This is a genomic window from Devosia sp. Root413D1 (assembly GCF_001425235.1).
Classification (GTDB): Bacteria; Pseudomonadota; Alphaproteobacteria; order Rhizobiales; family Devosiaceae; genus Devosia_A.
Map to the genome: position 1 here is coordinate 493,313 of NZ_LMEA01000008.1, position 22,182 is coordinate 515,494.

23 protein-coding genes are annotated in these 22,182 nt (G+C 65.3%); 13 read left to right on the forward strand and 10 right to left on the reverse strand.

The genetic code is table 11. The annotated features are described in order from the left end of the window. Positions 1–56 precede the first annotated feature (56 nt). The 8 genes from fabD to ASC89_RS10980 all read left to right on the forward strand — a co-directional run bounded on the left by fabD (position 57) and on the right by ASC89_RS10980 (position 6,963). The gene (gene fabD / locus ASC89_RS10945) at positions 57–1,007 is read left to right on the forward strand and encodes an ACP S-malonyltransferase (RefSeq protein WP_082533294.1); all 951 of its coding nucleotides are present in this window, start codon (positions 57–59) and stop codon (positions 1,005–1,007) included. A 26-nt stretch (positions 1,008–1,033) separates the two neighbouring features. Continuing rightward, positions 1,034–1,774: a 3-oxoacyl-[acyl-carrier-protein] reductase gene (fabG, locus tag ASC89_RS10950; RefSeq protein WP_055879302.1), complete on the forward strand. Its 741-nt coding sequence runs from the start codon at positions 1,034–1,036 to the stop codon at positions 1,772–1,774. Positions 1,775–2,130: 356 nt separating this feature from the next. Then, the gene (locus tag ASC89_RS10955) at positions 2,131–2,367 is read left to right on the forward strand and encodes an acyl carrier protein (RefSeq protein WP_055048542.1); all 237 of its coding nucleotides are present in this window, start codon (positions 2,131–2,133) and stop codon (positions 2,365–2,367) included. A 33-nt stretch (positions 2,368–2,400) separates the two neighbouring features. Continuing rightward, the gene (gene fabF, locus ASC89_RS10960) at positions 2,401–3,663 is read left to right on the forward strand and encodes a beta-ketoacyl-ACP synthase II (protein WP_055879909.1); all 1,263 of its coding nucleotides are present in this window, start codon (positions 2,401–2,403) and stop codon (positions 3,661–3,663) included. A gap of 89 nt (positions 3,664–3,752) precedes the next feature. Beyond that, positions 3,753–4,895 carry an endolytic transglycosylase MltG gene (gene mltG, locus ASC89_RS10965; RefSeq protein ID WP_055997608.1) on the forward strand — a complete coding sequence of 381 codons (1,143 nt, stop codon included), beginning with the start codon at positions 3,753–3,755 and terminating at the stop codon, positions 4,893–4,895. Continuing rightward, positions 4,895–5,788 carry a YicC/YloC family endoribonuclease gene (locus tag ASC89_RS10970; RefSeq protein WP_055997611.1) on the forward strand — a complete coding sequence of 298 codons (894 nt, stop codon included), beginning with the start codon at positions 4,895–4,897 and terminating at the stop codon, positions 5,786–5,788. The genes mltG and ASC89_RS10970 overlap by 1 nt, the downstream gene beginning before the upstream one ends. A 59-nt stretch (positions 5,789–5,847) precedes the next feature. Continuing rightward, positions 5,848–6,486: a guanylate kinase gene (gene gmk, locus ASC89_RS10975; RefSeq protein ID WP_055879293.1), complete on the forward strand. Its 639-nt coding sequence runs from the start codon at positions 5,848–5,850 to the stop codon at positions 6,484–6,486. Positions 6,487–6,669: 183 nt separating this feature from the next. Then, positions 6,670–6,963: a hypothetical protein gene (locus tag ASC89_RS10980; protein WP_055997614.1), complete on the forward strand. Its 294-nt coding sequence runs from the start codon at positions 6,670–6,672 to the stop codon at positions 6,961–6,963. A 150-nt stretch (positions 6,964–7,113) separates the two neighbouring features. Here ASC89_RS10980 and ASC89_RS10985 read toward each other — a convergent pair whose 3' ends face one another. After that, positions 7,114–7,371, reverse strand: a complete 258-nt coding sequence (locus ASC89_RS10985) for a hypothetical protein (protein WP_055997617.1) — start codon at positions 7,369–7,371, stop codon at positions 7,114–7,116. After that, positions 7,371–8,201 carry a 16S rRNA (adenine(1518)-N(6)/adenine(1519)-N(6))-dimethyltransferase RsmA gene (rsmA, locus tag ASC89_RS10990; protein WP_055997620.1) on the reverse strand — a complete coding sequence of 277 codons (831 nt, stop codon included), beginning with the start codon at positions 8,199–8,201 and terminating at the stop codon, positions 7,371–7,373. The genes ASC89_RS10985 and rsmA overlap by 1 nt, the downstream gene beginning before the upstream one ends. Before the next feature lie 131 nt (positions 8,202–8,332). On the opposite strand from rsmA, the gene ASC89_RS10995 reads away from it, so the two are divergent. After that, positions 8,333–8,764: a DUF305 domain-containing protein gene (locus tag ASC89_RS10995; RefSeq protein ID WP_055997623.1), complete on the forward strand. Its 432-nt coding sequence runs from the start codon at positions 8,333–8,335 to the stop codon at positions 8,762–8,764. 216 nt (positions 8,765–8,980) lie between these two features. On the opposite strand, the gene pdxA is transcribed toward ASC89_RS10995, so the two are convergent. The 5 genes from pdxA to ASC89_RS11020 form a co-directional block, all read right to left on the reverse strand. Beyond that, the gene (pdxA, locus tag ASC89_RS11000; RefSeq protein ID WP_082533295.1) at positions 8,981–10,018 is read right to left on the reverse strand and encodes a 4-hydroxythreonine-4-phosphate dehydrogenase PdxA; all 1,038 of its coding nucleotides are present in this window, start codon (positions 10,016–10,018) and stop codon (positions 8,981–8,983) included. 130 nt (positions 10,019–10,148) lie between these two features. After that, complete coding sequence (locus ASC89_RS11005; RefSeq protein ID WP_055997626.1) at positions 10,149–11,024, reverse strand: SurA N-terminal domain-containing protein; 876 nt, start codon at positions 11,022–11,024, stop codon at positions 10,149–10,151. Positions 11,025–11,153: 129 nt separating this feature from the next. After that, the gene (locus ASC89_RS11010) at positions 11,154–13,448 is read right to left on the reverse strand and encodes an LPS-assembly protein LptD (RefSeq protein WP_055997629.1); all 2,295 of its coding nucleotides are present in this window, start codon (positions 13,446–13,448) and stop codon (positions 11,154–11,156) included. A 5-nt stretch (positions 13,449–13,453) separates the two neighbouring features. Further along, positions 13,454–14,515: an LptF/LptG family permease gene (locus tag ASC89_RS11015; protein WP_055997632.1), complete on the reverse strand. Its 1,062-nt coding sequence runs from the start codon at positions 14,513–14,515 to the stop codon at positions 13,454–13,456. Further along, positions 14,512–15,684 carry an LptF/LptG family permease gene (locus ASC89_RS11020; protein ID WP_082533297.1) on the reverse strand — a complete coding sequence of 391 codons (1,173 nt, stop codon included), beginning with the start codon at positions 15,682–15,684 and terminating at the stop codon, positions 14,512–14,514. Before ASC89_RS11020 ends, ASC89_RS11015 begins: the two co-directional genes overlap by 4 nt. A 146-nt stretch (positions 15,685–15,830) precedes the next feature. Between ASC89_RS11020 and ASC89_RS11025 the strand changes: the two genes are divergently transcribed. From ASC89_RS11025 to ASC89_RS11035, 3 genes are read left to right on the forward strand one after another with little or no spacing between them, the layout of a single operon-like run. Next, positions 15,831–17,327: a leucyl aminopeptidase gene (locus ASC89_RS11025; RefSeq protein WP_055879271.1), complete on the forward strand. Its 1,497-nt coding sequence runs from the start codon at positions 15,831–15,833 to the stop codon at positions 17,325–17,327. Further along, a complete protein-coding gene (locus ASC89_RS11030; protein WP_055879269.1) occupies positions 17,324–17,902 on the forward strand; it encodes a hypothetical protein in 579 nt (192 codons plus the stop codon). Before ASC89_RS11025 ends, ASC89_RS11030 begins: the two co-directional genes overlap by 4 nt. After that, positions 17,899–18,345 carry a DNA polymerase III subunit chi gene (locus ASC89_RS11035; RefSeq protein ID WP_055879267.1) on the forward strand — a complete coding sequence of 149 codons (447 nt, stop codon included), beginning with the start codon at positions 17,899–17,901 and terminating at the stop codon, positions 18,343–18,345. The genes ASC89_RS11030 and ASC89_RS11035 overlap by 4 nt, the downstream gene beginning before the upstream one ends. 16 nt (positions 18,346–18,361) lie before the next feature. Here ASC89_RS11035 and ASC89_RS11040 read toward each other — a convergent pair whose 3' ends face one another. After that, entirely contained in the window at positions 18,362–18,793 is a 432-nt protein-coding gene (locus tag ASC89_RS11040) for a cupin domain-containing protein (RefSeq protein WP_055879264.1), read from the reverse strand. Continuing rightward, positions 18,790–20,676 (reverse strand): ABC-F family ATP-binding cassette domain-containing protein, encoded by a 1,887-nt coding sequence (locus ASC89_RS11045; protein ID WP_055879263.1) that lies wholly within the window; start codon positions 20,674–20,676, stop codon positions 18,790–18,792. The genes ASC89_RS11040 and ASC89_RS11045 overlap by 4 nt, the downstream gene beginning before the upstream one ends. Positions 20,677–20,772: 96 nt before the next feature. Here ASC89_RS11045 and ASC89_RS11050 point away from each other — a divergent pair, with 96 nt between their 5' ends. Then, the gene (locus ASC89_RS11050; protein ID WP_055879260.1) at positions 20,773–21,174 is read left to right on the forward strand and encodes a hypothetical protein; all 402 of its coding nucleotides are present in this window, start codon (positions 20,773–20,775) and stop codon (positions 21,172–21,174) included. Positions 21,175–21,210: 36 nt separating this feature from the next. Here ASC89_RS11050 and ASC89_RS11055 read toward each other — a convergent pair whose 3' ends face one another. Continuing rightward, a complete protein-coding gene (locus tag ASC89_RS11055) occupies positions 21,211–22,119 on the reverse strand; it encodes a hypothetical protein (RefSeq protein WP_055879257.1) in 909 nt (302 codons plus the stop codon). Between the last annotated feature and the right edge of the window lie 63 nt (positions 22,120–22,182).

Below are 22,182 nucleotides of genomic sequence, written 5' to 3' on the forward strand. Positions count from 1 at the left end.
CGGGCGGGGCTTAGGCTCGGTTGCAACGACGAAGAACAACAGCGGAGGCCACCACCTTGACCAAGCGCGCATTCACCTTCCCGGGGCAGGGCAGCCAGGCTGTCGGCATGGGCAAGGATCTCGCCGACGCTTACCAGGAAGCCCGCAACGTCTTCGCTGAAGTTGACGACGCGCTCGGCCAGAAACTCTCGGCCATCATGTTCGAGGGGCCGGACGAGACGCTGCGCCTCACCGAGAACGCCCAGCCAGCGCTGATGGCCGTCTCCGTCGCGGTGACGCGCGTGCTCGAAAGCCGCGGCTTCTCGCTGAAGGACAATGCCGCCTACGTCGCCGGCCACTCGCTCGGCGAGTACTCGGCGCTGGCTGCCGCCGGCGCCTTCAGCCTCGCCGATGCGGCGCGGCTGCTGAAGGTCCGCGGCCAGGCCATGCAACAGGCCGTGCCGGTCGGGCAGGGCGCCATGGCGGCAATTCTCGGGCTCGACCTCGAAACCGTGCTGCGCGCCGCCAACGACGCCGAGGATGGTGAGATCTGCGGCGTCGCCAATGACAATGCCCCCGGTCAGGTGGTGATCTCTGGCCATGTCGGCGCGGTCAACCGCGCGATCGAGCTGTTGAAGGCGGCCGGCGCCAAGCGCGCTTTGCCGCTGCCGGTCAGCGCCCCGTTCCACTGCGCCCTGATGCGTCCTGCCGCCGATGCGATGGAGCACGCGCTCAACCAGGTGACGGTGAAATCCCCGGTCGTGCCTGTGGTCGCCAACGTCCTGGCCAAGCCCATCACCGATCCCGACGAGATCAAGAAGCGCCTCGTCGAGCAGGTCACCGGCATGGTCCGCTGGACCGAATGCGTTGGCTGGCTGGTGAAAGACGGGGGCGTGACGCAGCTGGTCGAGCTCGGCTCAGGCAAGGTGCTCTCGGGCCTCGCCAAGCGCATCGCGCCGGAAACAGCGACGGTGTCGATCGGCGCCCCGGCCGATGTCGATGCGTTCCTCGCCGAATTCGGCGCTTGAATCAGTTTCTCCTGAGGAGTCCGTAAATGTTTGATCTCACGGGCAAACGCGCCCTCGTCACCGGCGCTTCCGGCGGCATCGGGCGCGAAATCGCCAAGGCCCTCGCCGCTTCCGGCGCGCGCGTGGCGCTGAGCGGCACCCGCGTCGGTGCCCTCGAAGAGACCCGCGACCTGCTCGGTGGCGGCGACCACCCGATCCTGCCGACCAACCTGTCGGACCTCGACGCGGTGGATAAGCTGATCCCATCGGCCGAGGCGGCTTTGGGCGGCATCGACATCCTGGTCAACAATGCCGGCGTCACACGCGACAACCTCTTCATGCGCATGAAGAACGAGGAGTGGGACGAGGTGCTGGCGGTGAACCTTACCTCGGCCTTCCACCTCACCCGCGCCGTGCTGCGCGGGATGATGAAGCAGCGCTTCGGCCGCATCATCGGCATCACCTCGGTCGTCGGCGTCGTCGGCAACCCGGGGCAGGGCAACTATGCTGCCTCCAAGGCCGGTCTCATCGGCATGAGCAAGGCCCTGGCCTATGAGGTCGCCTCGCGCAACATCACGGTCAACACCGTGGCGCCCGGCTTTATCGGCTCGGCCATGACCGACGAATTGAACGATAAGCAGCGCGAAAGCATTCTGGGTAAGGTGCCGGCTGGTCGGCTCGGCGCCGCCGATGAGGTTGCTGCTGCGGTGGTGTTCCTTGCCAGCAACGAGGCCGGCTACATCACCGGCCATACGCTGAACGTCAACGGCGGCATGGTGATGCTGTAAGCCGGAGCGTGAGCAGCAAAAGTTGCAGACTTTTGCGGTTCGCGAGCGCGACAAAGGAAAAAGGCGCAGCCGGAGCGTGAGCAGCAAAGGTTGCAGACTTTTGCGGTTCGCGAGCGCGACAAAGGAAAACGTGCCATCGCGAAGGCTGGGGAAACCGGGGTCTGCGCAATATGGCAATGGCGGGGGAAGTATGTTACCTCCGCCGCTGATTTCGGGTTCGGCCCGTACTTGCGAGGGTACGAAGCCGCGCCTACAGTCTGCCGCGAACGGCGGCAAAGGTCGGTGGGCCCGGGCAATTCCGGTGTCTGGGGCCGCGTACGAACGAACAACCTGTTTGGTAACAAGGGAAGTCAAATATGAGCGATATCGCTGATCGCGTCCGCAAGATCGTGGTCGAACACCTCAACGTCGATGCGGAGAAGGTCGTCGATAAGGCCAGCTTCATTGACGATCTGGGCGCGGACTCGCTCGATCAGGTCGAGCTGGTTATGGCTTTCGAAGAAGAGTTCAACGTCGAAATCCCGGACGATGCCGCGGAATCGATCCAGACCTTCGGTGACGCCGTCGCCTATCTGACCAAGGCCGTCGGCTGATCGCCGACCGCTAACGGCTCTTCTTCGATGGAATTGCGCCGCGTCGTCGTCACCGGGATGGGGATCGTCAGCCCTTTGGGCTGCGGGATCGAACCGACCTGGGCCAACATCCTCGCATCCAAGAGCGGTGCCAAGCGCATCGACGACTTCCAGGTCGACGATATTGCTTGCCAGATCGCACACCGGATCCCGTTGGGCGACTACGCCGACGGCAAGTTCAATCCCGACGAATGGATGGACGTGAAGGATCAACGCAAGGTTGATCCCTTCATCATCTATGCCATGGCGGCGGCCACTCAGGCGATCGAAGATGCCGGGGTGGAACCCAAGACCGAAGAAGAAAAGCACCGCATCGGCACGCTGATCGGCTCGGGCATCGGCGGCATCGGGGGCATCTACGAGACCTCGATCATCCTGCATGAGAAGGGGCCGCGCCGCGTCAGCCCGTTCTTCATCCCGGGCCGCATCATCAACATGGCATCGGGCAACGTCTCGATCCGCTTCGGCCTGAAGGGCCCGAACCACTCGGTGGTGACGGCCTGTTCGACCGGCGCGCACGCCATCGGCGATGCCGCCCGGCTGATCATGCTGGGCGATGCCGACGTGATGGTGGCCGGCGGCGCTGAATCGCCGGTCAACCGCATCTCGATCGCCGGCTTTGCCGCCTGTCGCGCCCTCTCCACCGGTTTCAACGATCGCCCGGAAATGGCTTCGCGTCCCTACGACAAGGACCGCGACGGCTTCGTCATGGGCGAAGGCGCCGGCATCGTCGTGCTCGAGGAATACGAGCGCGCCAAGGCCCGCGGCGCCAAGATCTATGGCGAAGTCATCGGCTACGGCCTCTCTGGCGATGCCTACCACATCACCGCGCCCTCCGAGGACGGCGATGGCGGTTTCCGTTGCATGCAGATGGCGGTCAAGCGGGCCGGCATCGATCCCTCCGAGATCGACTACATCAACGCCCACGGCACCTCGACGCCGCTCGGTGACGAGATCGAACTCGGCTCGGTCACCCGCATGCTGGGTGACGCTGCTCCCAAGGCGGCGATGAGTTCCACCAAGTCGGCCATCGGGCACCTGCTCGGCGCCGCCGGTTCGGTCGAAGCGATCTTCTGCCTGCTCGCCATGCGCGACTCGATCGTGCCGCCGACCATCAATCTCGACAATCCGTCGGTCGCCTCGGTGATCGACCTGGTGCCCCATAAGCCCAGGAAGAAAGAGGTCAACATTGCCCTCTCGAACTCCTTCGGCTTCGGCGGCACCAATGCCTCGCTGATCTTCCGCAAGGCGAGCTAAGCGACCGAACCCTGGCATCCTGCCGGATGCCGGGTTCGCATTGATGTCATTTTTCAAGCGATTAGTGCGCGTTTCTGGAGGTTCGACCGATGGCTAACGAGCGCAGCGAGAAGCGAGCCCGCAAGAAACGGCGGAGCGGCGGTCTCCTCAGCGTCATCAACGCGCTGCTGACTCTGCTCGTGCTCGGCATCCTCGTTGCCGTCGGGATTTTCCTTTACGGCGCCAGCCAGTTTTATGCCCCAGGCGCGGTCAAGACCGAGGCCAACTTCACTGTCGAGAAGGGCTCGTCGGTAATGACCACGGCTCGCCGGCTCGAAGAGCAGGGGCTGATCCCGCAGGGCCAGTTGCTGCCGTCCGAATGGTTGTTCTGGGGCGGCGCTCGTGCCTTGAAGAAAGAGGGTGACCTCAAGGCCGGCGTCTACGCGCTGAAGCCGAATTCGTCGATGGCCGACATCCTCACCGAGCTGACCGAGGGCAAGCCGCTCGATTTCTTCGTCAACGTCATCCCGGGCGATACTTCGTTTCAGGTGGCCGAGCGGCTGAATGCCGTAGGCCCGAACCTCACCGGCGAGCCGGTCCCGGTTCCCCCGGAAGGGACGCTCCTGGCGGTGCGCTATGATTTCTTCCCCGGCGACTCCCGCATCTCGGTGCTCGAAAAGATGCAGGCCGAGATGAAGAAGACGGTCGACGAGATCTGGGCCGGCCGCGACCCTGCCATCGACCCGGTGATCAAATCGCCGGCCGAACTGGTGACCATGGCTTCGATCGTCGAGAAGGAAACCGGGGTCGCCTCCGAGCGCCCGCAGGTGGCCGCGGTGTTCATCAACCGGCTGAAGAAGTCGATGCGCCTACAGACCGACCCCACGGTCCTCTACGGTGTTACCGAGGGTAAGGCGGTGCTGAGCCGTGGCCCGACCTCGTCGGAGCTCAAGGCCAAGACCGCTTACAACACCTACCAGATCGACGGCTTGCCCCCCGGCCCGATCGCCAATCCGGGCGAGGACGCGCTGCGCGCCGTCGCGCACCCGGCGGCAATCAAGGACCTCTACTTCGTCGCCAAGAGCGCCAACCCGGCCGACGGGCACCTGTTTGCCGAAACCTATGCCGAGCATAGGAAGAACGTGAGGCTCTACCGTAAGGCAGCGGCCGAGGCGGACTCGGAAGCCGCCAAGGAAGCGCTGGAAGCCGAGCAGGCCGAGGACGCCGGCGAGACCGTCGAGCCCGCCAACTGATGGCTGCATCGCTTGCCAGCATGACCGGCTACGCCCGCGCCGGCGGTTCGCTGCCGGGCGTCGGCTTCACCGTCGAGATCAAGTCGGTCAATGGCCGCGGCCTCGACCTCAGGATGCGCCTCGCCTCGGGCTTCGATGCGCTGGAGACCGAGATCCGTCGGCTGATCGGCAAATCGATCACCCGCGGCTCGCTGACCATATCGCTGAATGTCGACCGCGAAGGGGAGGGCGGCCGCGTCGTCGTCAATCACCAGGCGTTGGAAGCCGTGCTTGAGGGTTTCAAGTGGCTGGAGGGTCGCGTCGACGCCGACAAGCCCCGCCTCGACGGCATCCTGGCTCTGCGCGGCGTGCTCGAGCAGCACGAGACGGCGCTCTCGGCCGACGAGGAGGAAGCGCTCAACGCCGCCATTCTCGGCGCCGTGGCAGAGGCCGTCACCGGCCTGGTCGCGGCCCGACGCGAGGAGGGGGCCCGTATCGCGGCCATTCTCGCCGAGCGCATCGACGAGATCGCCGCCCTCACCAAGGCCGCCGAGATCCACCCGGGCCGCAGCCGCGACGCCATCCTCGCCCGGCTGCGCCAGCAGGTGGCCGAGCTCAGCGAAGCGAGCCCGACGTTGTCGGATGAGCGGCTGGCGCAGGAAGCCGTGCTGCTCGCCACCAAGGCGGATATCCGTGAAGAGCTCGATCGGCTCGGCGCCCACATCGCTGCGGCGCGCCAGCTGATCTCGGGCGGCGGGCCGGTGGGCCGCAAGCTCGACTTCCTGTCACAGGAATTTAACCGCGAAGCGAATACGCTTTGCTCGAAATCCAACGACGTGGCCCTGACCGCCATTGGCCTCGATCTGAAGGCGGTGATCGATCAGCTCCGCGAGCAGGTCCAGAATATCGAGTAACCCGGCGAGCGCCGCGACGCCGCCGAGAACTCTGTGCAGGGCATAAGGACGAAGCACGAATGGAATTCACCCGACGCGGAGTGATGCTGGTTCTCGCCTCGCCGTCCGGCGCGGGCAAGTCGTCGATTTCTCGCGCCCTGTTCGAGGACGATCCGAACATCGCACTGTCGGTCTCGGTGACGACGCGTGCCCGCCGCACCGATGAGATCGACGGCAAGCACTACCACTTCATCGACGTGCCGACCTTCAAGAAGATGCGTGAGGACGGCGAGCTCTTGGAGAGCGCCGAGGTGCACGGCAATTTCTACGGCACGCCGCGCTCACGCGTCGAAGAGCGGCTCTCGGCCGGCCGCGACATCCTGTTCGATATCGATTTCCAGGGCACGCTGCAGCTCTATGAGAAGTGCCGCAGCGACATGGTGACCATCTTCATCCTGCCGCCCTCGATCAAGGAGCTGCGCAAGCGTCTCGAGCGGCGCGCCCAGGATAGCGCAGGCACCATCGAGAAGCGGCTGAAGAACGCCCGCATCGAAATGGAGCACTACGGCGAGTACGACTACGTGCTCGTCAACGAGGATCTCGAAGATTCCACCTCGCGCGTCCGCACGATCCTCGCCGCGGCTCGCCTTGCTCGTCCGCGATTCATCCAATTGGATAAGTTCGTCAAAGACTTGCAGGATCAGATCGACTCTCTCTAACAAGAGACGAGAGGGTTGCGAGCCTCAGGGCGCCAGCAAGGCGCAATAAAATCGTTAAGGTAACACCTTAACTCTTCCGATAGCTGCCTGTGGATAAGCCATGGACATCTGTGGATGGTTCGCGCGCCCGCAGTTCCGAAACCTCGGAATTGGGCGGAACCTACCCTCGCGGGGGACTTGAGCATGCCGTTCGAAGTGAAAGCGTGCAGCATCGATGAAATGCAGCGCCATCCGACCTTTGCCGATCGGACCCAGGCAAAGGTGAAGGTGCTGCTGCGCGAGATCCGCTCGCGCGAAACCTTCGATCACAACCTCACCTTGCGCGTCTGGGCCAACACCCACGACAAGATGAGCCCGTCGGAAATCAAGACCGCGCTGCTGGTCAAGGCCGCCGCCATCCTCAAGCGCACTGTCTCGGTCGCCGAAATTGAGGTGAGCGGCGATGGCGCCGTGACCCGGCCGACGGTCAGCGGCTGACCTTCTCGCCGCGGGCCGACCCCACCCTTGATCCCTCCCCGCAAGGGGGAGGGAGACGCAGACTGCGATACTGGTGTGAGGGTCTGCCTCCCCCTTGCGGGGAGGGGACAGGGGTGGGGGGCCACAGCCACCAGTCTTTTGGACGACCACTTACCGCCGCGACACCAGCATCACGAACTTCGCGATCACCCCGGCGGCGAAGCCGAACAGCATCAGGCCGAAGGTGAACGGCCCCAGCGTCTGGGTGATGCCGTCGGGTGAGGCGAGGTCGAGGTTGACCCAGGCGAAGAACAGAGCGCCGAGCCCCAGCAGGATAACCAGGGTCCGCCAGCGCTGCGCGAACAGTGGCACGGCGATCGGGATGCCGAACGCCAGCAGCGCGGTGACGATGGCGATGACGCCGCCCATCAGCGGCGCGCCTTCGCCAGTTTCAGGAACGTCTCGACCGGCAGCACTTCGGCGCGCTCGTCACCCCTGAGTTCGGCCGCCGCCAGCAGCGGCTCCATCGGCACGCCCAGCGATTTGAGGCTCTGGCGCACCATCTTGCGGCGTTGCCCGAAGGCGGCGCGGGTGACCGCCTCGAGGTCGCGTACGGCGACGCCGTCATTGGTCGCCTTGGGCTTCAGGTGCACCACGCTGGAGGTGATCTTGGGCGGCGGCGTGAACGCCTCGCGCCCGACATTGAAGGCGATCCGCGCCTCGGTGCGCCACCCGCATAAGACGCCCAGCCGGCCGTAGTGATTGTCTCCGGCCTTGGCGACGATCCGCTCGGCCACCTCGCGCTGGAACATCAGCGTCAGGCTCTCGAAGAACGGCGGCCAGTTCTCCACCGTGAGCCAGCGGGTCAACAGCTCAGTGCCGATATTGTACGGCAGGTTCGAGACGATGCGGGTGGGACCATCGGCGAGCGCGGCGTAGTCGATCTCGAGCGCGTCGCCGGCGATTACCTCGAGCCGGCCGGGATAGGCTTCGGCGATCTGCGCAAGCGCGGGCAGGGTGCGCTCGTCGCGCTCGATGGCGATGACCTTCCTCGCGCCCTCGGCAAGCAGCGCCCGGGTCAGCCCGCCCGGGCCGGGGCCCACTTCGATCACCGTCGCAGCATCCAGTGGACCGGCGACGCGGGCGATCCGCGCCGTGAGGTTGAGGTCGAGCAGGAAGTTCTGCCCGAGCTCCTTCTTGGCCCTCAGGTCGTGTGCGGCGATGACCTCGCGAAGCGGCGGGAGATTGTCGATCTGCATGGCAGGGGGGATAGCGGATTTATCGGCGAACGCAAATGGGCAGCGCAGAACACGCTTGACCTTGCCATGATGGGAAGGTGCAGGAAGAGCGTACGGCCACTGAATCGGGCCCGATCTGGAAGGAGATACACATGCACAAGTTCACCCTCGCCGCCGCGCTGCTGCTGGCACTCGCCGCCCCCGCTGTGGCACAGCAGGATCATGACGCTCACGGCGCCGCGCCGGCCGCCAACCTTCCGGCCATCTGCCTCGCCAACGCTCCTCAGGCGGCAGCCCCCATGACCATGCAGCACGAGGCAGGGGCTTCCGAAGCCCATACCGAGCTGATGGCGGGCATGGATGCGATGAACGCCGACATGATGGCCGGCGGCACGGCCACCGATATCGACGTCGCCTTCGTCTGCTCGATGATCCCGCATCACCGCGGCGCCATCGACATGGCCAAGGCCGAACTCAAGCACGGCGACGATCCGTGGGTGCGGGAAGTGGCTCAGGCGGTGATCACCGCGCAGGAAAAGGAAATCGCCGACATGCTGGCCTGGCTGGAGAAGCAGCCGCAGTAGCATATTGAAGCAGACGGCCCCTCCCGGCCTCCCCATGAAGGGGGAGGTGAAGAGTCGAGGCTCGGTCTCCGATCGCGCCAAATACACCGGCGGAGCACCTCCCCCTTCATGGGGGACTTCGAGCCGTCCCGTAGGGCAGATCGCTCCAGTGGAGCGATTTGAGGGGAGAAGGCCATGAGAGCTACGCTCGAATGGTAAAGGAGGGGGCCGTCTCTCTCAGTAGTGGCGCTGCGCCGCCGCCCGATGCACTGCGCCGCCAGTCAGCTCATCCGCCAGCCGGATCGCATTGAGGAAGCTCGCATCCGAGCCCTTGCCAGTCCCCGCGAGGTCGAAAGCCGTGCCGTGGTCGGGCGAGGTGCGCACGATCGGCAGGCCGAGGGTGACATTGACCGCCTGGTCGAACGCCACCGTCTTGATCGGGATCAGCGCCTGGTCGTGGTACATCGCGATCACCGCGTCATACTTCCGCCAGTGCGGCAGATGGAACAGCGTGTCCGCCGGCATCGGGCCTTCGGCGAGGATCCCCTCGTGCTGCAATTGGGCGATCGCCGGGCCCACTATGTCATAATCCTCGGTGCCGATATTGCCGCCTTCGCTGGCATGCGGATTGAGTCCGGCAAAGCCGATGCGTGGCTCGGCGATACCGAAGCGGGTCCTGAGGCTATGCGCCACGATCCGCCCGGTGCTCACCACCAGCTCGAACGTCACCAGCGACGGCACCGCGCTGATCGGCACGTGGATCGTCGCCGGGATCACCCGCAGCGCCTCGTGCGCCAGCATCATCACCGGCGTCGGCGTCACGCCGCCCTGGGCGCAGAGCGCCGCGAGGAACTCGGTATGACCGGGATACTTGAAGCCGGCAGAATACAGCACCGCCTTGTGGATCGGCGCCGTGACAATGGCGCGGCAGGAGCCGGTAAGGCTGTGCTCCACGGCGCGGCTGATCGCTTCGATCACCACCTTGCCCGAGAGCGCCGTCGGATCCCCCGGCTTGTCGGGCACAAGGCCGTCTATATGCACGACCGGCAGCGCTTCGGCGAACCGGGCCGGCGCCTCGAGCGGCGTGCTCTCGACCATTGCCACAGGCAGCCGCAGCCGGGTGGCGCGGGCGCGCAGAAAATCGATGTGGCCGTAAACGACGAACGGCGGCAGGCCCAGTTCGGCACGATTGGCGTAGAGGCTGAGGATCAGGTCCGGCCCGATCCCCGCAGGCTCACCCATGCTCACGGCCAGCGGCGCTTGATTGTCGGCCACGGTGTCCTCGCTTGCGTAAACACAACTGGCGCAGCCAATCGCCGCGCCAGGTCTGCTGCCACTAGCATGGCCTCGCTAAGCCAACCGGCTGTTATTGCCTTCGATTTGTCGAAGGGCCGGCAAGAGTCCGTTAGTTATAGATGATCTTGGCCTTGGTCCGCAGCTCGGCCTTGAACTTCTCGGCTTCGGCCTTCATCTGCTCGCCGCCCTGCTCGCTGCGCAGCTTGTTCTTGACGAAGGTCGTGTCGCGCGCTTCGTTCTTGGCGCAGATCGCTAGCATCGACACACCCGACTCGGTCACGCGCGGCTTGGTGATGCCGCCCACGTTGAGCTTGGCAAGCTCGGCGGCCAGCGGCTCGGGCAGCTGGGTGGCGTGGCGGCGACCCATGTCGCGTACGGCGGCGTCGGTGAAGTTCAGCGACACCTGCACGGCGCTGTCGCAGCCCTTGAAGGCCTGGCGATACTGGTTGGCCTGGCCGGTGCGGGCCGAAGCATTGCCGGTCGAGCTGATGAACAGCACTTCCTTGAGGATGTAGTCATAGCTCGAAGCCTGGTCGAGCTTGGCCTCAGCGGCCTTCTCGAGGTCGAGGTCCGACACCTTGACGCGCGAGGCGACCACCATGCCGCTCACCTGCTGCCAGGCGATCGCGGCGCGGAGGCGGGCGCGCATGGTGTCCATGTTGACGCCGGCCTGCTGCAGAATCTGGCGCAGCTTGTCGCTCGACACCTTGATGTTACGAGCCACCTGCTGGAACGCGTCATCGACCTGCTGGTCGGAGATGACGATGTTCATTCGCTTGGCTTCCTGGATCTGCAACTGCTCGTCGATCAGTTGTTCCATGGCCTTCTTGGTGCCGCCGCCGCCTTCCAGCGCCAGCAGCTTGGTGCGCTGGGCGACTTCGATATCCGAGATCGGCACGCCGTTGACCGTGACCTTGGTCGCGGCGAAGGCCGGCATGACGCTCAGGGTAAGGCCGATCAGCATTGCAGCGATGAGGCGGAGCATTGTCGTCACCATTTTCAGTTCTTTGGAAAGGCCGCCGGATCGCCCCCGGCTCGGCCATCTCAATGTTGGAAGAATACGGCCAAAATCGGTTGGCCGAGGTCGTTGCACCGGTCGATCGCACTGACCGGACTAGTAGTTGAGAATATCGAACTGCGCCCCTGGCGCTTTCAGCTTGAACTGCACGCCGAAGGTCACCGAGTTCGGCGTCTCGTGTGTCGCCCCATTGGCCTGCGCAAAGCCGCCCGCGAGGAAGAAGCCGTCGTCATAGATCAGCTCGCCGCGGGCCTCCAGCCACTCGCTGGCGGCGATATCCCACGACACGCTGCCGATGGCGCGCCAGTAGTCCAGCGGCAGTGGCGTGCTGCCACGCACGGTCACTTCATGTTGATCCACCGGCACGCCCGTTGCAGCGTCCTCAGGCAGGTAGACGTAGTCGCTGCCCACCGAGTAGGGGCCGATGGCATAGTTGCCGCCGACGCCGGCACGCGCCACGCGTGGGCCGTCGGGGTCGACCTGCAGCTTGGCGCCCAGCGTCAGCCCCGCATAGGGCGAGCCGCGAGCGCCCAGCACCATGTAGGACGCATCGTCCTCCATGCCGCTGCCGAGGCCGGTATTGACCGGATCGTCGACGCCGAACGCGTTGACCCCGGCAAGATGGAAGCTCTGCCCGGCGACGATCTCCAGCCACTGGCCACCGGAGAAATTGGCGAGATAGCGTGCCCCGACATTGGCCCGGAGCCCGGTTTCCTGCCGGTCGGTGCCGGTGAAGCGGTCGTAGGAGAAGATGTTGGTGTCATCGAGCACGAAGCTGTGCGCGTTGTCGTTGGTGATGCCCACCAGCGAGGTGTCGCTGCCGCGATAGACCAGCTGCGCGATCGGCTCGAGCAGGTGGGTATCGAGCCCGTTGGCGGCAAACAGCGGCCAACGGAAATCGACCGCGGCAATCGGCGTCGCCGCAAAAAGAAACTGCTCGGAGGGCTCACCAGCGGTGAGGGCATCGCCACTGTCGTAGTTCGCGACGTCGGCGCGGAGCCCAAGGTACGGCGTCACGACCACGCCGCCCGACGCGATGATCTGGTTCTGCCAGACGAGTTCGCCCGAGGCATGGGTCTTGGAGCCTTCGTACCCGAACACGTAGTCCTTCGTGCCATATGTTGCCGCAGAATCCAGGTCGCGTTGAACGCCGAGCAAATTGCCGTTAGCTCGCACCTGGCCCCAGTCACCGAGGTCGAAGTAGCCAGCTCCTCGAGCATTCGGCACTGCTAGTGCCTGCTGGGCCTGTGCGTCGTCTGCGCCCTTGATCGTGCCGTACTGCCCCAGCTTCAGAAACTCCTGCAGGCGCAGATCGGCATAAAAATCGCTGCTGAGGTGCGTCGCGTAGACCTCGTTGGTCACCCAGTCGGCGGTGCTGAAATCGTAGTCGTCGAAATATGCGGCATCGGTGAAGGCGCTGTACGACCAGCCGACGGTCCAGTCGGCAATCGGCTGGAAGCGGCCCGAACTCTGGATCGCGCCGCGCCATTCGCGGTTGCCGAGCTCGCTGAACGCACCCGGATCGAGCTGGTACAGGCCCGACGCCTTGACCGTAAACGAGCCGTAGTCGAACTGCTGCTGCCACTCGGCTGCCATCAGGAAGCCCTGGCGCGACATCAGCGAGGGCGCCAGCAGGATCTGCGTGTCGTCGCCGATATTGATGAAGTAGGGGGCCGTGATCCGGCCGCCATAGATCTGCTTGTAGTTGACCCGGGGGAGCAGGAACCCGTTGCTCTGCTTCGAGCTCGGATCGGGCAGCGACAACCACGGCAGCCAGGCCACGGGAATGCCGAGCACTTCCAGCGACGGCTGCTCGAAATAGATCGTCTTGGTGTCAGCGTTCTGGATCAGCTTGGCGGCTTTCACCTTCCAGCCGATGCGGTTGCCCTTGGCGTCGATACATTCGCCGCACGGCGTGTAAGTTGCCTGGTTGAGCACGGTCTCGAGCGTGCTGGAATACCGCACGTCGTTGGCGGTCACCCGCGCGCCATCGGTGGTCGTAAGGGTCAGCGACTGGATGAAGGCCTGCTTCATCCCGCCGGTTACCTCGATCGTCTCGGCGGTGTATCTGGTGCCCGCCGGATCAACCAGCTGCACGTTGCCGATGCAATTCAGGTTGCCGGTCTGCTGCTCATAGCGCAGGTCGTCGCAGGCGATCGAATAGCCTTCGTACTGCATCAGCACGCGGCCCTGCGCGCTGATCACGTCGCTGCTTTTGTCATAGGAGAGGACGTTGGCCTCGACCTTGGCCGGGGCGCCCGGCTCGGGCAGCGTGGCAAAGAACCCTTCGGGCAGGAACTGCGCCGCGGCGGGTGATGCGGCTACCAGGGCGAGCACAAGCACCGCGCCGAACTGGCGCAGGCGCGTCCCCATCCCCCGGTCGCGGCGCATAATGCTCACGTCCGCCCGTCTTCCCTGTTGAGCAGCACCGTCACTCCGATGACGATAGCTACTACCGCCGGCCCTGCAACTGCGATGGCCGGATGCATCACGCCGGCACCCCCGGCGCGTCCCGCCATCTCGGTCACGACATAAACCAAGACGCCAAGGACGATACCATAAAGCACCGCCCCACCATACTTATTGGTCCTTCGATAACCGGCCGTAAACGCGAAGGCAATGACCAGCGAGCCACACAGCGTAAGTGGCAGTGCAAGCAGCCTGAGGAACCGCGTTTCCGTCTCGGCGCGTTCCCGGGAATCGGTGAGCCGGGCCGCCAGCGATCCTGCCAGCTCCCACACTGTCATGTCCTTGATCGATGCAATCCGGGCCCGCATGTCGCCGGCCGTCCGAGCCGTTGGCAGCCGGAAATCGGTCATCGCCTCAGGCATTTCGTTGGAGCGATAGCGCGTCGCTTGCGCCATCACCCACTCGTTGCCGACCAGCTCGGCAGCCGGCGCCTCGATCCGGTCTCGCGGGGCTTCCATCGTGAAGACGTTGATGCTGCCCAGCGCCGTCCCCGACGGGTTCACGTACCCGGCCTCGAGAATGTAGTGGACATCGCCCTGCCGCTCGTCGAGCCAAAGCGTGCCGGAACTGCCGACCTCACCGCTCGTGGTGCTTAGCGACAGCGTGCGATTGAGCTGAATCACCGCCGTGTCGACCAGCAGCGTCACCAGCACCCCGCCGGCGAAGGTGACCGCCAGCGGCACCATCATCACCCGCCAGACCGAGCGGCCCGAGGCCTTGATCACCGTCATCTCGCGTGTCGCCTGCAGGTTCAGCAACCCGGCGACGGTGCCGACGAGAAAGGTGAGCGGCAGCGTGTCGATGATCCATCGGGCCGCCGCCAGCGCTACGGCGGTCAGCGCCAGCGGCGCGCCGCCGGTTGCCGCGAGGGCGGAAAAGCGGCTGGTATTGAGCGATTCGACCAGCAGTACGATGCCGAACAGCACGGCAAGCGTCAGCCCGACATTGCTCGCCACGCGCCGAACGATGATCAGGTCGATCCGGTTCATCGGCTGTGCGCCTCCCGGGGCAGCGGAGCAAGCAGCCGCAAGCGGTAGATCAGGACGGCCACCGAGATCACGATCAGCACGATGACGCCGCTGGTCTCGCGCGCCCAGCCCGCAATCGGCGCGTAGGAGGTGACCGCACGCTCGAACAGCACTGCGCCCAGCACGGTGATTTCTACCGGCAGCACCGGCTCCTTGCGGCGCCCCGAGGGGAAAGCGCTGATCGCGGCGACGAACAGGCAGAGCGCCAGCACCCGGAAGCCGTCCGATGTCCGTTCGGCCATGCGGCGCAGCGACTCGGCGGGCCACTCCCCCTCCGTCAGCCCGCGCATGATCATGCCGTAGGTACTCTGATCGCCGCGCCGCTCGCCGGTGTCCTCATCGCCGGTAAGGCGCTCCAGCGCGATGTCGTAGCGCTCGAACGAGATCTCCGAGAATTGCCCGTCGGCGGTGCGATACTGGATGGTCCCGTCTTCGAGCTGCAGCACGTAGCCGAGCTCGTCGGCCGTGATCAGGGCAGAGTCGGCGATGTAGGTGCGTCGGGTGCCCGCGTCGCGCCGGTCGTCGGCGAAGAACGAGGTGATCTCGCCGTCGGCGCCGCGACCGCCGACCGTGATCGTCACGCCATCACCCAGTTCGGCGAAGCGGTTGGGCACCAGCGAGCGCCCCACCAGGTCCGCCGCAGCCTGGGCCTTGATCTGGTTGTTCTCGCGGCTCGCCAGCGGCTCGATCACATGCGCCAGCAGCAAGACCATCAGCGTGCCGATGGCAGCGTACCCAAGGATGGTACGGATCAGCGCCGGCAGCCGCTGCGAGACATGGATGATGTGCAACTCGCGCGAGCCTTGCATGGCGCGCAGCGCCCGCGCCAGCCCGATGGCGAGGCACACATAGAGGAACGCGATGGAGAGTGGTGGCAGGCCGAGAATGGTCTGCCAGAACAGGGTACCCAGCCCGCGATCGCGCACGGCCCCGATCTCGACGATTCTGAGCAACTGCACGAGGTATAGAATCGTCAGCGCGACCCCGAAAAGCGCAGCGGCCTCGGCGGCAAAAAGCCTGAAAAGATAAGTGCCTAGCCGAGTCATGCCGACAATCTGGTTCCGACGCGCGCTCACCTCCGGTCTGCCCCCGGGCAGGTGAACCGGGCGGACATTGCCCGCCCCCGACATGGCTTGGCAAGCCAATCGGGCGGGGTCGTGGCGGTCGGCCTCCCGGGTGTTGCGGGATTGACGCGACGGGCGTAGCCACTATCAGTCGTGAACCTGCCCTTTCTCGGACAACGCGTCCGCCCCATTGCCATAAGGTATTTTCGCCCATGCCGAACCGGATCGAGATCAAGACCGCCGCCCTGCCGCTGAAGGCGACCGGGACACTGGTTGTCTACGTCGCCGAAGGCGCCGCGCCTGCCGGGGGCGCCGCCGACGTCTGGAAGGCCACCGGGCTCGACTGGCAGAAGGTCTCCGCCGCCGCCAGCTTCAAGGGCAAACAAGGGCAGGTGATCGACCTGCTGGCGCCGGCCGGTGTGGCGGCCGACCGCTTGCTGGTGCTGGGCAGCGGCAAGGCAGAGCAGGGCGCCAGCCTGTCGGCCTGGACCGACCGTGGCGGCTCGCTCGCCGGCAAGCTCACGGCGATCAAGGCAAGCAAGGCTGCGGTGCTGCTGGACGAGGCCGAAGCGACGCCCGAACGCATCGGCGAACTCGCTGCCGGCCTCCGGCTCCGCCACTACAAGTTCGACCGCTACAAGCCGGCCAAGCCCGACGACAACGGCAATAGCGCGTTGACCGTCACGCTGTACGTCGATGCCAAATCCGCCGTCGATAAGGCCATCGCCGACCGCCAGGCCACTGCCGAAGGGACGCTCCTGGCCCGCGATCTGATCCATCTGCCGCCCAACGTCCTGGGCACCCTCGAATTTGCCGCCGAGGCGGCCAAGCTCGCCGAGCTTGGCGTCGAGATCGAACAGCTCGACGAAAAGGCCATGCGCAAGCTTGGGATGAACGCGCTGCTCGGCGTGGCGCAGGGCTCGGCCCGGCCGCCGCGGCTCGTCATCATGCGCTGGAACGGTGGCAAGGCGAAGGAGCAGCCGATCGCCTTCATCGGCAAAGGCGTGGTGTTCGATTCCGGCGGCGTCTCGCTGAAGCCCGGCCTCGGCATGGAGGATATGAAGGGCGATATGGGCGGCGCCGCCGCCGTCACCGGGCTGATGCATGCGCTCGCCAGCCGCAAGGCCAAGGTCAACGCCATCGGCATCATCGGGCTGGTCGAGAACATGCCGTCGGGCACCGCTTATCGCCCGGGCGATATCCTCACGGCGATGAGCGGCACCACCATCGAGATCGTCAACACCGACGCCGAGGGCCGCCTCGTCCTCGCCGACGCGCTCTGGTACACACAGGACCGCTTCAAGCCGAAGTTCATGATCAACCTCGCGACCCTCACCGGCGCTATCGGCGTGGCGCTCGGCAGCGATCACGCGGGGCTGTTCTCCAACAACGACGATCTTTCGGCCAAGCTGCTGGCGGCTGGCCTCGCCACCGGCGAAAAGCTCTGGCGCCTGCCGATGGGCGCTGCCTATGACAAGCAGATCGACAGCCGCTTCGCCGACATCAAGAACTCAGGCGGCCGCCCGGCCGGCTCGATCACCGCTGCGCAGTTCCTCGCCCGTTTCGTCAACGATGTGCCATGGGCGCACCTCGATATCGCCGCCGTGGCGCTTGCCTCACCCACCAGCGAGACCAACACCGCCTGGGCTTCCGGCTTCGGCGTGGCGTTGCTCGATCGGCTGGTGCGCGATAATTACGAGGCCAAATGACCGGCGCCCAAACCACCGGCGCGCTACCTGATCTGCCGCTCGTCGCCAACCCCTCGCGCCTGTGGCTGTCGCCGATCGCGGCGATCGCCCTGTTCGCCGGACTGGTGGCGCTGCTGCCGACCCTCCTGCTGCTGGCGAGCCTCGTTGGCTTGCTCGGCATGCACCCGAGTGTCGAATTGACGCTGCTGGCGCTGCCGACGCTCGCCGTGGCGGTGTTCTTCCTCGCCGTCGGCAGTGTGGTGATCGGTGATCTCCGCCTCATGCGTCCGGTACTGACCATCGACGAGCACGGCGTCTTCGACCGCCGCGTCACCGACAGCCCGATCGCCTGGTCCGACGTGGTGGAAGTCGCCCCAGCCCCCGGGGGTGGTGGCGTCCTGCTGGCGCTGAAGACCCCGCTCGAAACCCGCCTCAGCCCCTATCGCGCCGGCACTGCCGGGTTTCGCCAACCGGCCGCGGGCCTCGCCAATATCCCGGTGCGCGCCATGGACCGCCCGGCAAAGCTGCTTGCCGAGACGCTGACCGCGCTGGCGCTGCGCAACGGCGCCATACCGCCGGCGGAGGAAGCCGCGTGACCGAGATCCTGTTCTACCACCTCGAAAGCCAGCCGCTCGAGCGCGTGCTGCCGGTGCTGCTGGAAAAGTCGCTGGAGCGCGGCTGGAGCGCTGTTGTCGAGACCAGCAGCGACGAGCGTGCGCAGGAACTCGATTACATACTCTGGACCTACCGCGACGACAGTTTCTTGCCGCACTCACTCGCCGGCGGCGATGCCGACCACCTGCAGCCGGTGCTGATCACCACCCGGCCGCACAACCCCAACAAAGCCGAAGTGCGCTTCTTCGTCGACCGCGCCGTGCCGCAATCGGGTGAAGGCTACCAGCGTATCGTCTTCATGTTCTCCGGCCACGACCCGGATGCGGTGACCGAAGCCCGGGCCGCGTGGAAAGCGCTGCGTGATGGCAATGAGGTGACCTACTGGCAGCAGGACGGCAACGGCCGCTGGGCAAAGAAGGGGTAGGGCAGTCGAGGAGCGACTAAGCTCCCGGCTCCCAGCCGGGCTCCGCCTGCTCGAACTTCGAGAACTGGAACCCCGGCGCCACCGTGCAGCCGACCAGCGTCCAGTCACCCAGGCACGCCGCGCGCTGCCAGGCGTTGCCGGGGATCACCAGTTGCGGCCGTTCGCCGGCGGCGAGGTCGTTGCCCAGCGCGTGCTCGGTGACACTCTTGCCGTCGCGCGAGATGTCGAGCCGCATCGGGGCGCCGGCATACCAGTGCCAGACCTCGGCCGAATCCACCCGGTGCCAGGCGCCGGTCTGGTGGTTGCTGAGCAGGTAGTAGATCAGCGTCGAGTGCGGCCGGCCGGCGGCATTTGGCCCATCGGCGAAGGTCTGCCGGTAGAAACCGCCCTCGATATGCGGCTCGAGCCCGAGCAGGGCGACGATCTCGGCGGCGGTCATCGCAGTCATCCCATCGCCCTCTCGGCCTGCTCCAGCTCTTCGCTGAGCGTCAGCCAGCTTTCCTCGATCTTTGCGATCTCGCCTTCGAACCGCGCCTTGTCCTTGCCGAGCAGGATCACCCGCTCGGGCGCCCCATCATAGGTCTTGGGGTCGGCGAGGAAGCCATCCACCCGCGCCAATTCGGTCTTGAGCCGCCCGAGCTTCTGCTCGAGGTCCTTGATCGATTTGCGCAGCGGCGCCACTTCGGCGCGCTTGGCTGCGGCATCCTGTCGGGCCGCTTTGCGGTCCTCGACCACCGGCGCCGCCGCTTCCTTCTTGCCCTTGCCGCTGCTGTTGGAGGTCAACAGCCGCTGGTAAGTATCGAGATCCTCGTCGAATTCCTCGATCGTGCCGTTCTGCGCGATCCACAGCTTGTCGACGGTGGCGTCGATCAGGTGGCGGTCGTGGCTGATGATCAGCACGGCGCCCGAATAATCGTTGAGCGCCGCCACCAGCGCGTCGCGGCTGTCGATATCGAGGTGGTTGGTCGGCTCGTCGAGGATCAGCATGCCCGGTCCGCCGAAGGTGATGAGCCCAAGCAGCAGGCGCGCGCGCTCACCGCCCGAGAGGTTCTTCACCTTGGTGTCCATGCGCGAGGTGGTAAGCCCCATCTGCGCCACGCGCGAGCGGCGCTTGGCCTCGCTGTCATACGGCATCAGGTCGATGACATGCTCGAACGGCGTCTGTTCCGGCTTCAGCTTGTCGAGCTGGTGCTGGGCGAAATAGGCGATCTCCAGCCCCTTGCCCTTGCGCATCTCGCCGCCCATCGGCTTCAGGTCGCCCGACAGGAGCTTGGCGAAGGTCGACTTGCCGTTGCCGTTGACGCCGATCAGCGCGATGCGGTCGTCCGGATCGATCCGGTTGGTGATGTGGCGGAGGATCACTTTGTCGCCATAGCCCACCGACACGTTGTCGAAGGTCATCATCGGCGAGGCCGGGACCTTCTTGGGGTCGGGGAAGTTGAACGGCGACGAGCTCTCGTCGAACATCGCCGCCGGCGGCTTCAGTTTGGCGATCATTTTGACGCGCGCTTGCGCCTGTTTGGCTTTGGTGGCCTTGGCCTTGAAGCGGTCGACGAATTTCTGCAGGTGCGCGATCTGGTCGAGCGTCTTCTCGCGGCTCTTGTTGTTGAGCTCCATCTGCATCCGGCGCGTCTCTTCGAACGTATCGTAATTGCCCTTGTAGAAGGTCAGCTTCCGATGCTCGAGATGCGCGATCGAGTTCACCGCCTTGTTGAGCAGGTCACGGTCGTGGCTGATCATGAACACGGTGTAGGGGTAGGTCGCGAGATACTTCTCGAGCCACAGCGTGCCTTCGAGATCGAGATAGTTGGTCGGCTCGTCCAGCAGCAGCAGATCAGGCTGCGAGAACAGCACACCCGCCAGCGACACGCGCATGCGCCAGCCGCCCGAAAGCTCCGAGGTCGGGCCCAACTGCCGGTCCTTCTCGAACCCCAGCCCCTTCAAGATGGTCGAGGCGCGCGCTTCGGCGGTATGCGCATCGATCTCGGCGAGCCGCGTATGAATGTCACCGATGCGGTGCGGGTCGGTCGCCGTCTCGGCTTCCGCCAGCAAGGCTGTCCGCTCTTTGTCGGCCGACAGCACCACGTCCAGCACGCTGATCGAGCCCGCCACCGCTTCCTGCGCCACCGCGCCGATACGGGCTTTCTTGTTGACCTCGATCGTCCCACCCTCGGGCGCGATCTGCCCCAGGATCAGCTGGAACAGCGTAGTTTTGCCCGTGCCGTTCTTGCCCACGAAACCGGTCTTCGATCCGTCGGGCAAAACGAGCGAGGCATTTTCGAACAGGGGACGACCCTGGATGCGATAACTGAGATCGGTAATGGTCAACATGGCGCGGCCGATGCATCCGCGGCGCGCGGAATGCGTTACGAGAGGGATAGGGTCAAATCGAAGCGACCCAATAGACCGAGAACCCGGAGAAGTCCAATGCGCCTCGTCCCAGCCACCTTCGCCCTGTGCCTCGTCTCCGGCGTGGCCCTCGCCCAGGAACTGGCTCCGCTCAACGATCTGAAGGCTTGCCGCCTCGATGCCGAACTGGTGTCGCTGAGCTTCAGCTACGATGGCGGCGCCTGCGAGCAGACCGGAAACGGCAGCGTCGACCTGGTCGAATCCGGCACGGCGACGGTCACCATCCCGATCGTCTCCACTGCCGAGGTCTGCACCATGCAGGTGGTGAAGGTGAGCCACACCGGCGCCATCAATGCTGTCGAAGACGTCACCGCCCTCGACGTGCAACTGGTCAGCCCCGGCGGCGAAGTGCAGGCCAAGGGCAAGGTCGAGATCGCGCCGCATACCCCGGACTGCGTGCCGCCGGCGCCGAAGGACTAGGGCACTCAGGCCCGGCAAGGGCCGTCGCGGGCCCTGTCACTTCGATCGGTCGCGGTGCGCGAGCCTCAGCGCCACAGCCGCCAGCACAATCAGAACAGTCAGCAGCAAGGCTCGGGTCAGCGTCATCACCACGCCGTACTCAAACGCCCCCTGGTTGGTCCGCAGATACTGCTGCAACAGGTCGTCGATCTCGCCTGACAACGACGATGTCGACGCGTTCCGGAGTTCGAGAAGCCGCTTGAGGTGAGCGACTTCGCCACTCACAACGGCCTGTAGCCACCGCAGCCCATTCCGCGCGTCGTCGGCACTGATATGGGAGTAGATCGAAGAGAGTTGCCGGCTCTCCTCCGCAGTAAGCGTGACGGTGGCGATCGGGTACCGAACGATGCCACTTTCGTCCCTTGGCACTGTGAACAGGCAGAAAAACAGGTCCAGCGCGACCAGTTTGCTGCCATCGGCCATCGTGTCGATGTCGCGTCTGGCGCTCCAGACCGGCGTCGACCACGGATAGCCGGCGGTGCAGGATTGCTCGAGGTCGAGCACCCTCCGCAGGTCCAGGAAAGCCTCGATCATCGGGCCGGCGCCGCCGCTTTCCGCGGTGTTCTCCAGCAGCCTCGTGATGGTCGAGAGGTATGGCGCATCGACTTTGCTGCGCTCCTCCATCAGGAAGATGTCGCGTGAGTAAGTATTGTAGTCGCGGAACTTCGACTTGAGGCTGCCGAACACCTCGCTCGTCGATGCCGAAGCTGCCGAGTTGTCCTCGCTGGTCCTGAAGAAATGTGACCAGGCGTAGCCGAACCCGGCATAGTCAGTCAGTGCGATCGCCAGGGCGATCACCACGATCAGGGAGCCGACCAGAACCCGCCTGTCGGTCCATATCCGGCTGCCGCGCCGGGTGGTCGTGATGTCGCCATGCGGCGTATGCGCAGACCCCACAGAAGACATTTGTCCCCTCCGGTTGAGCCCGACTGTTATCATCCTACTCCCGTTTGACCGTGGTGTCAGAGG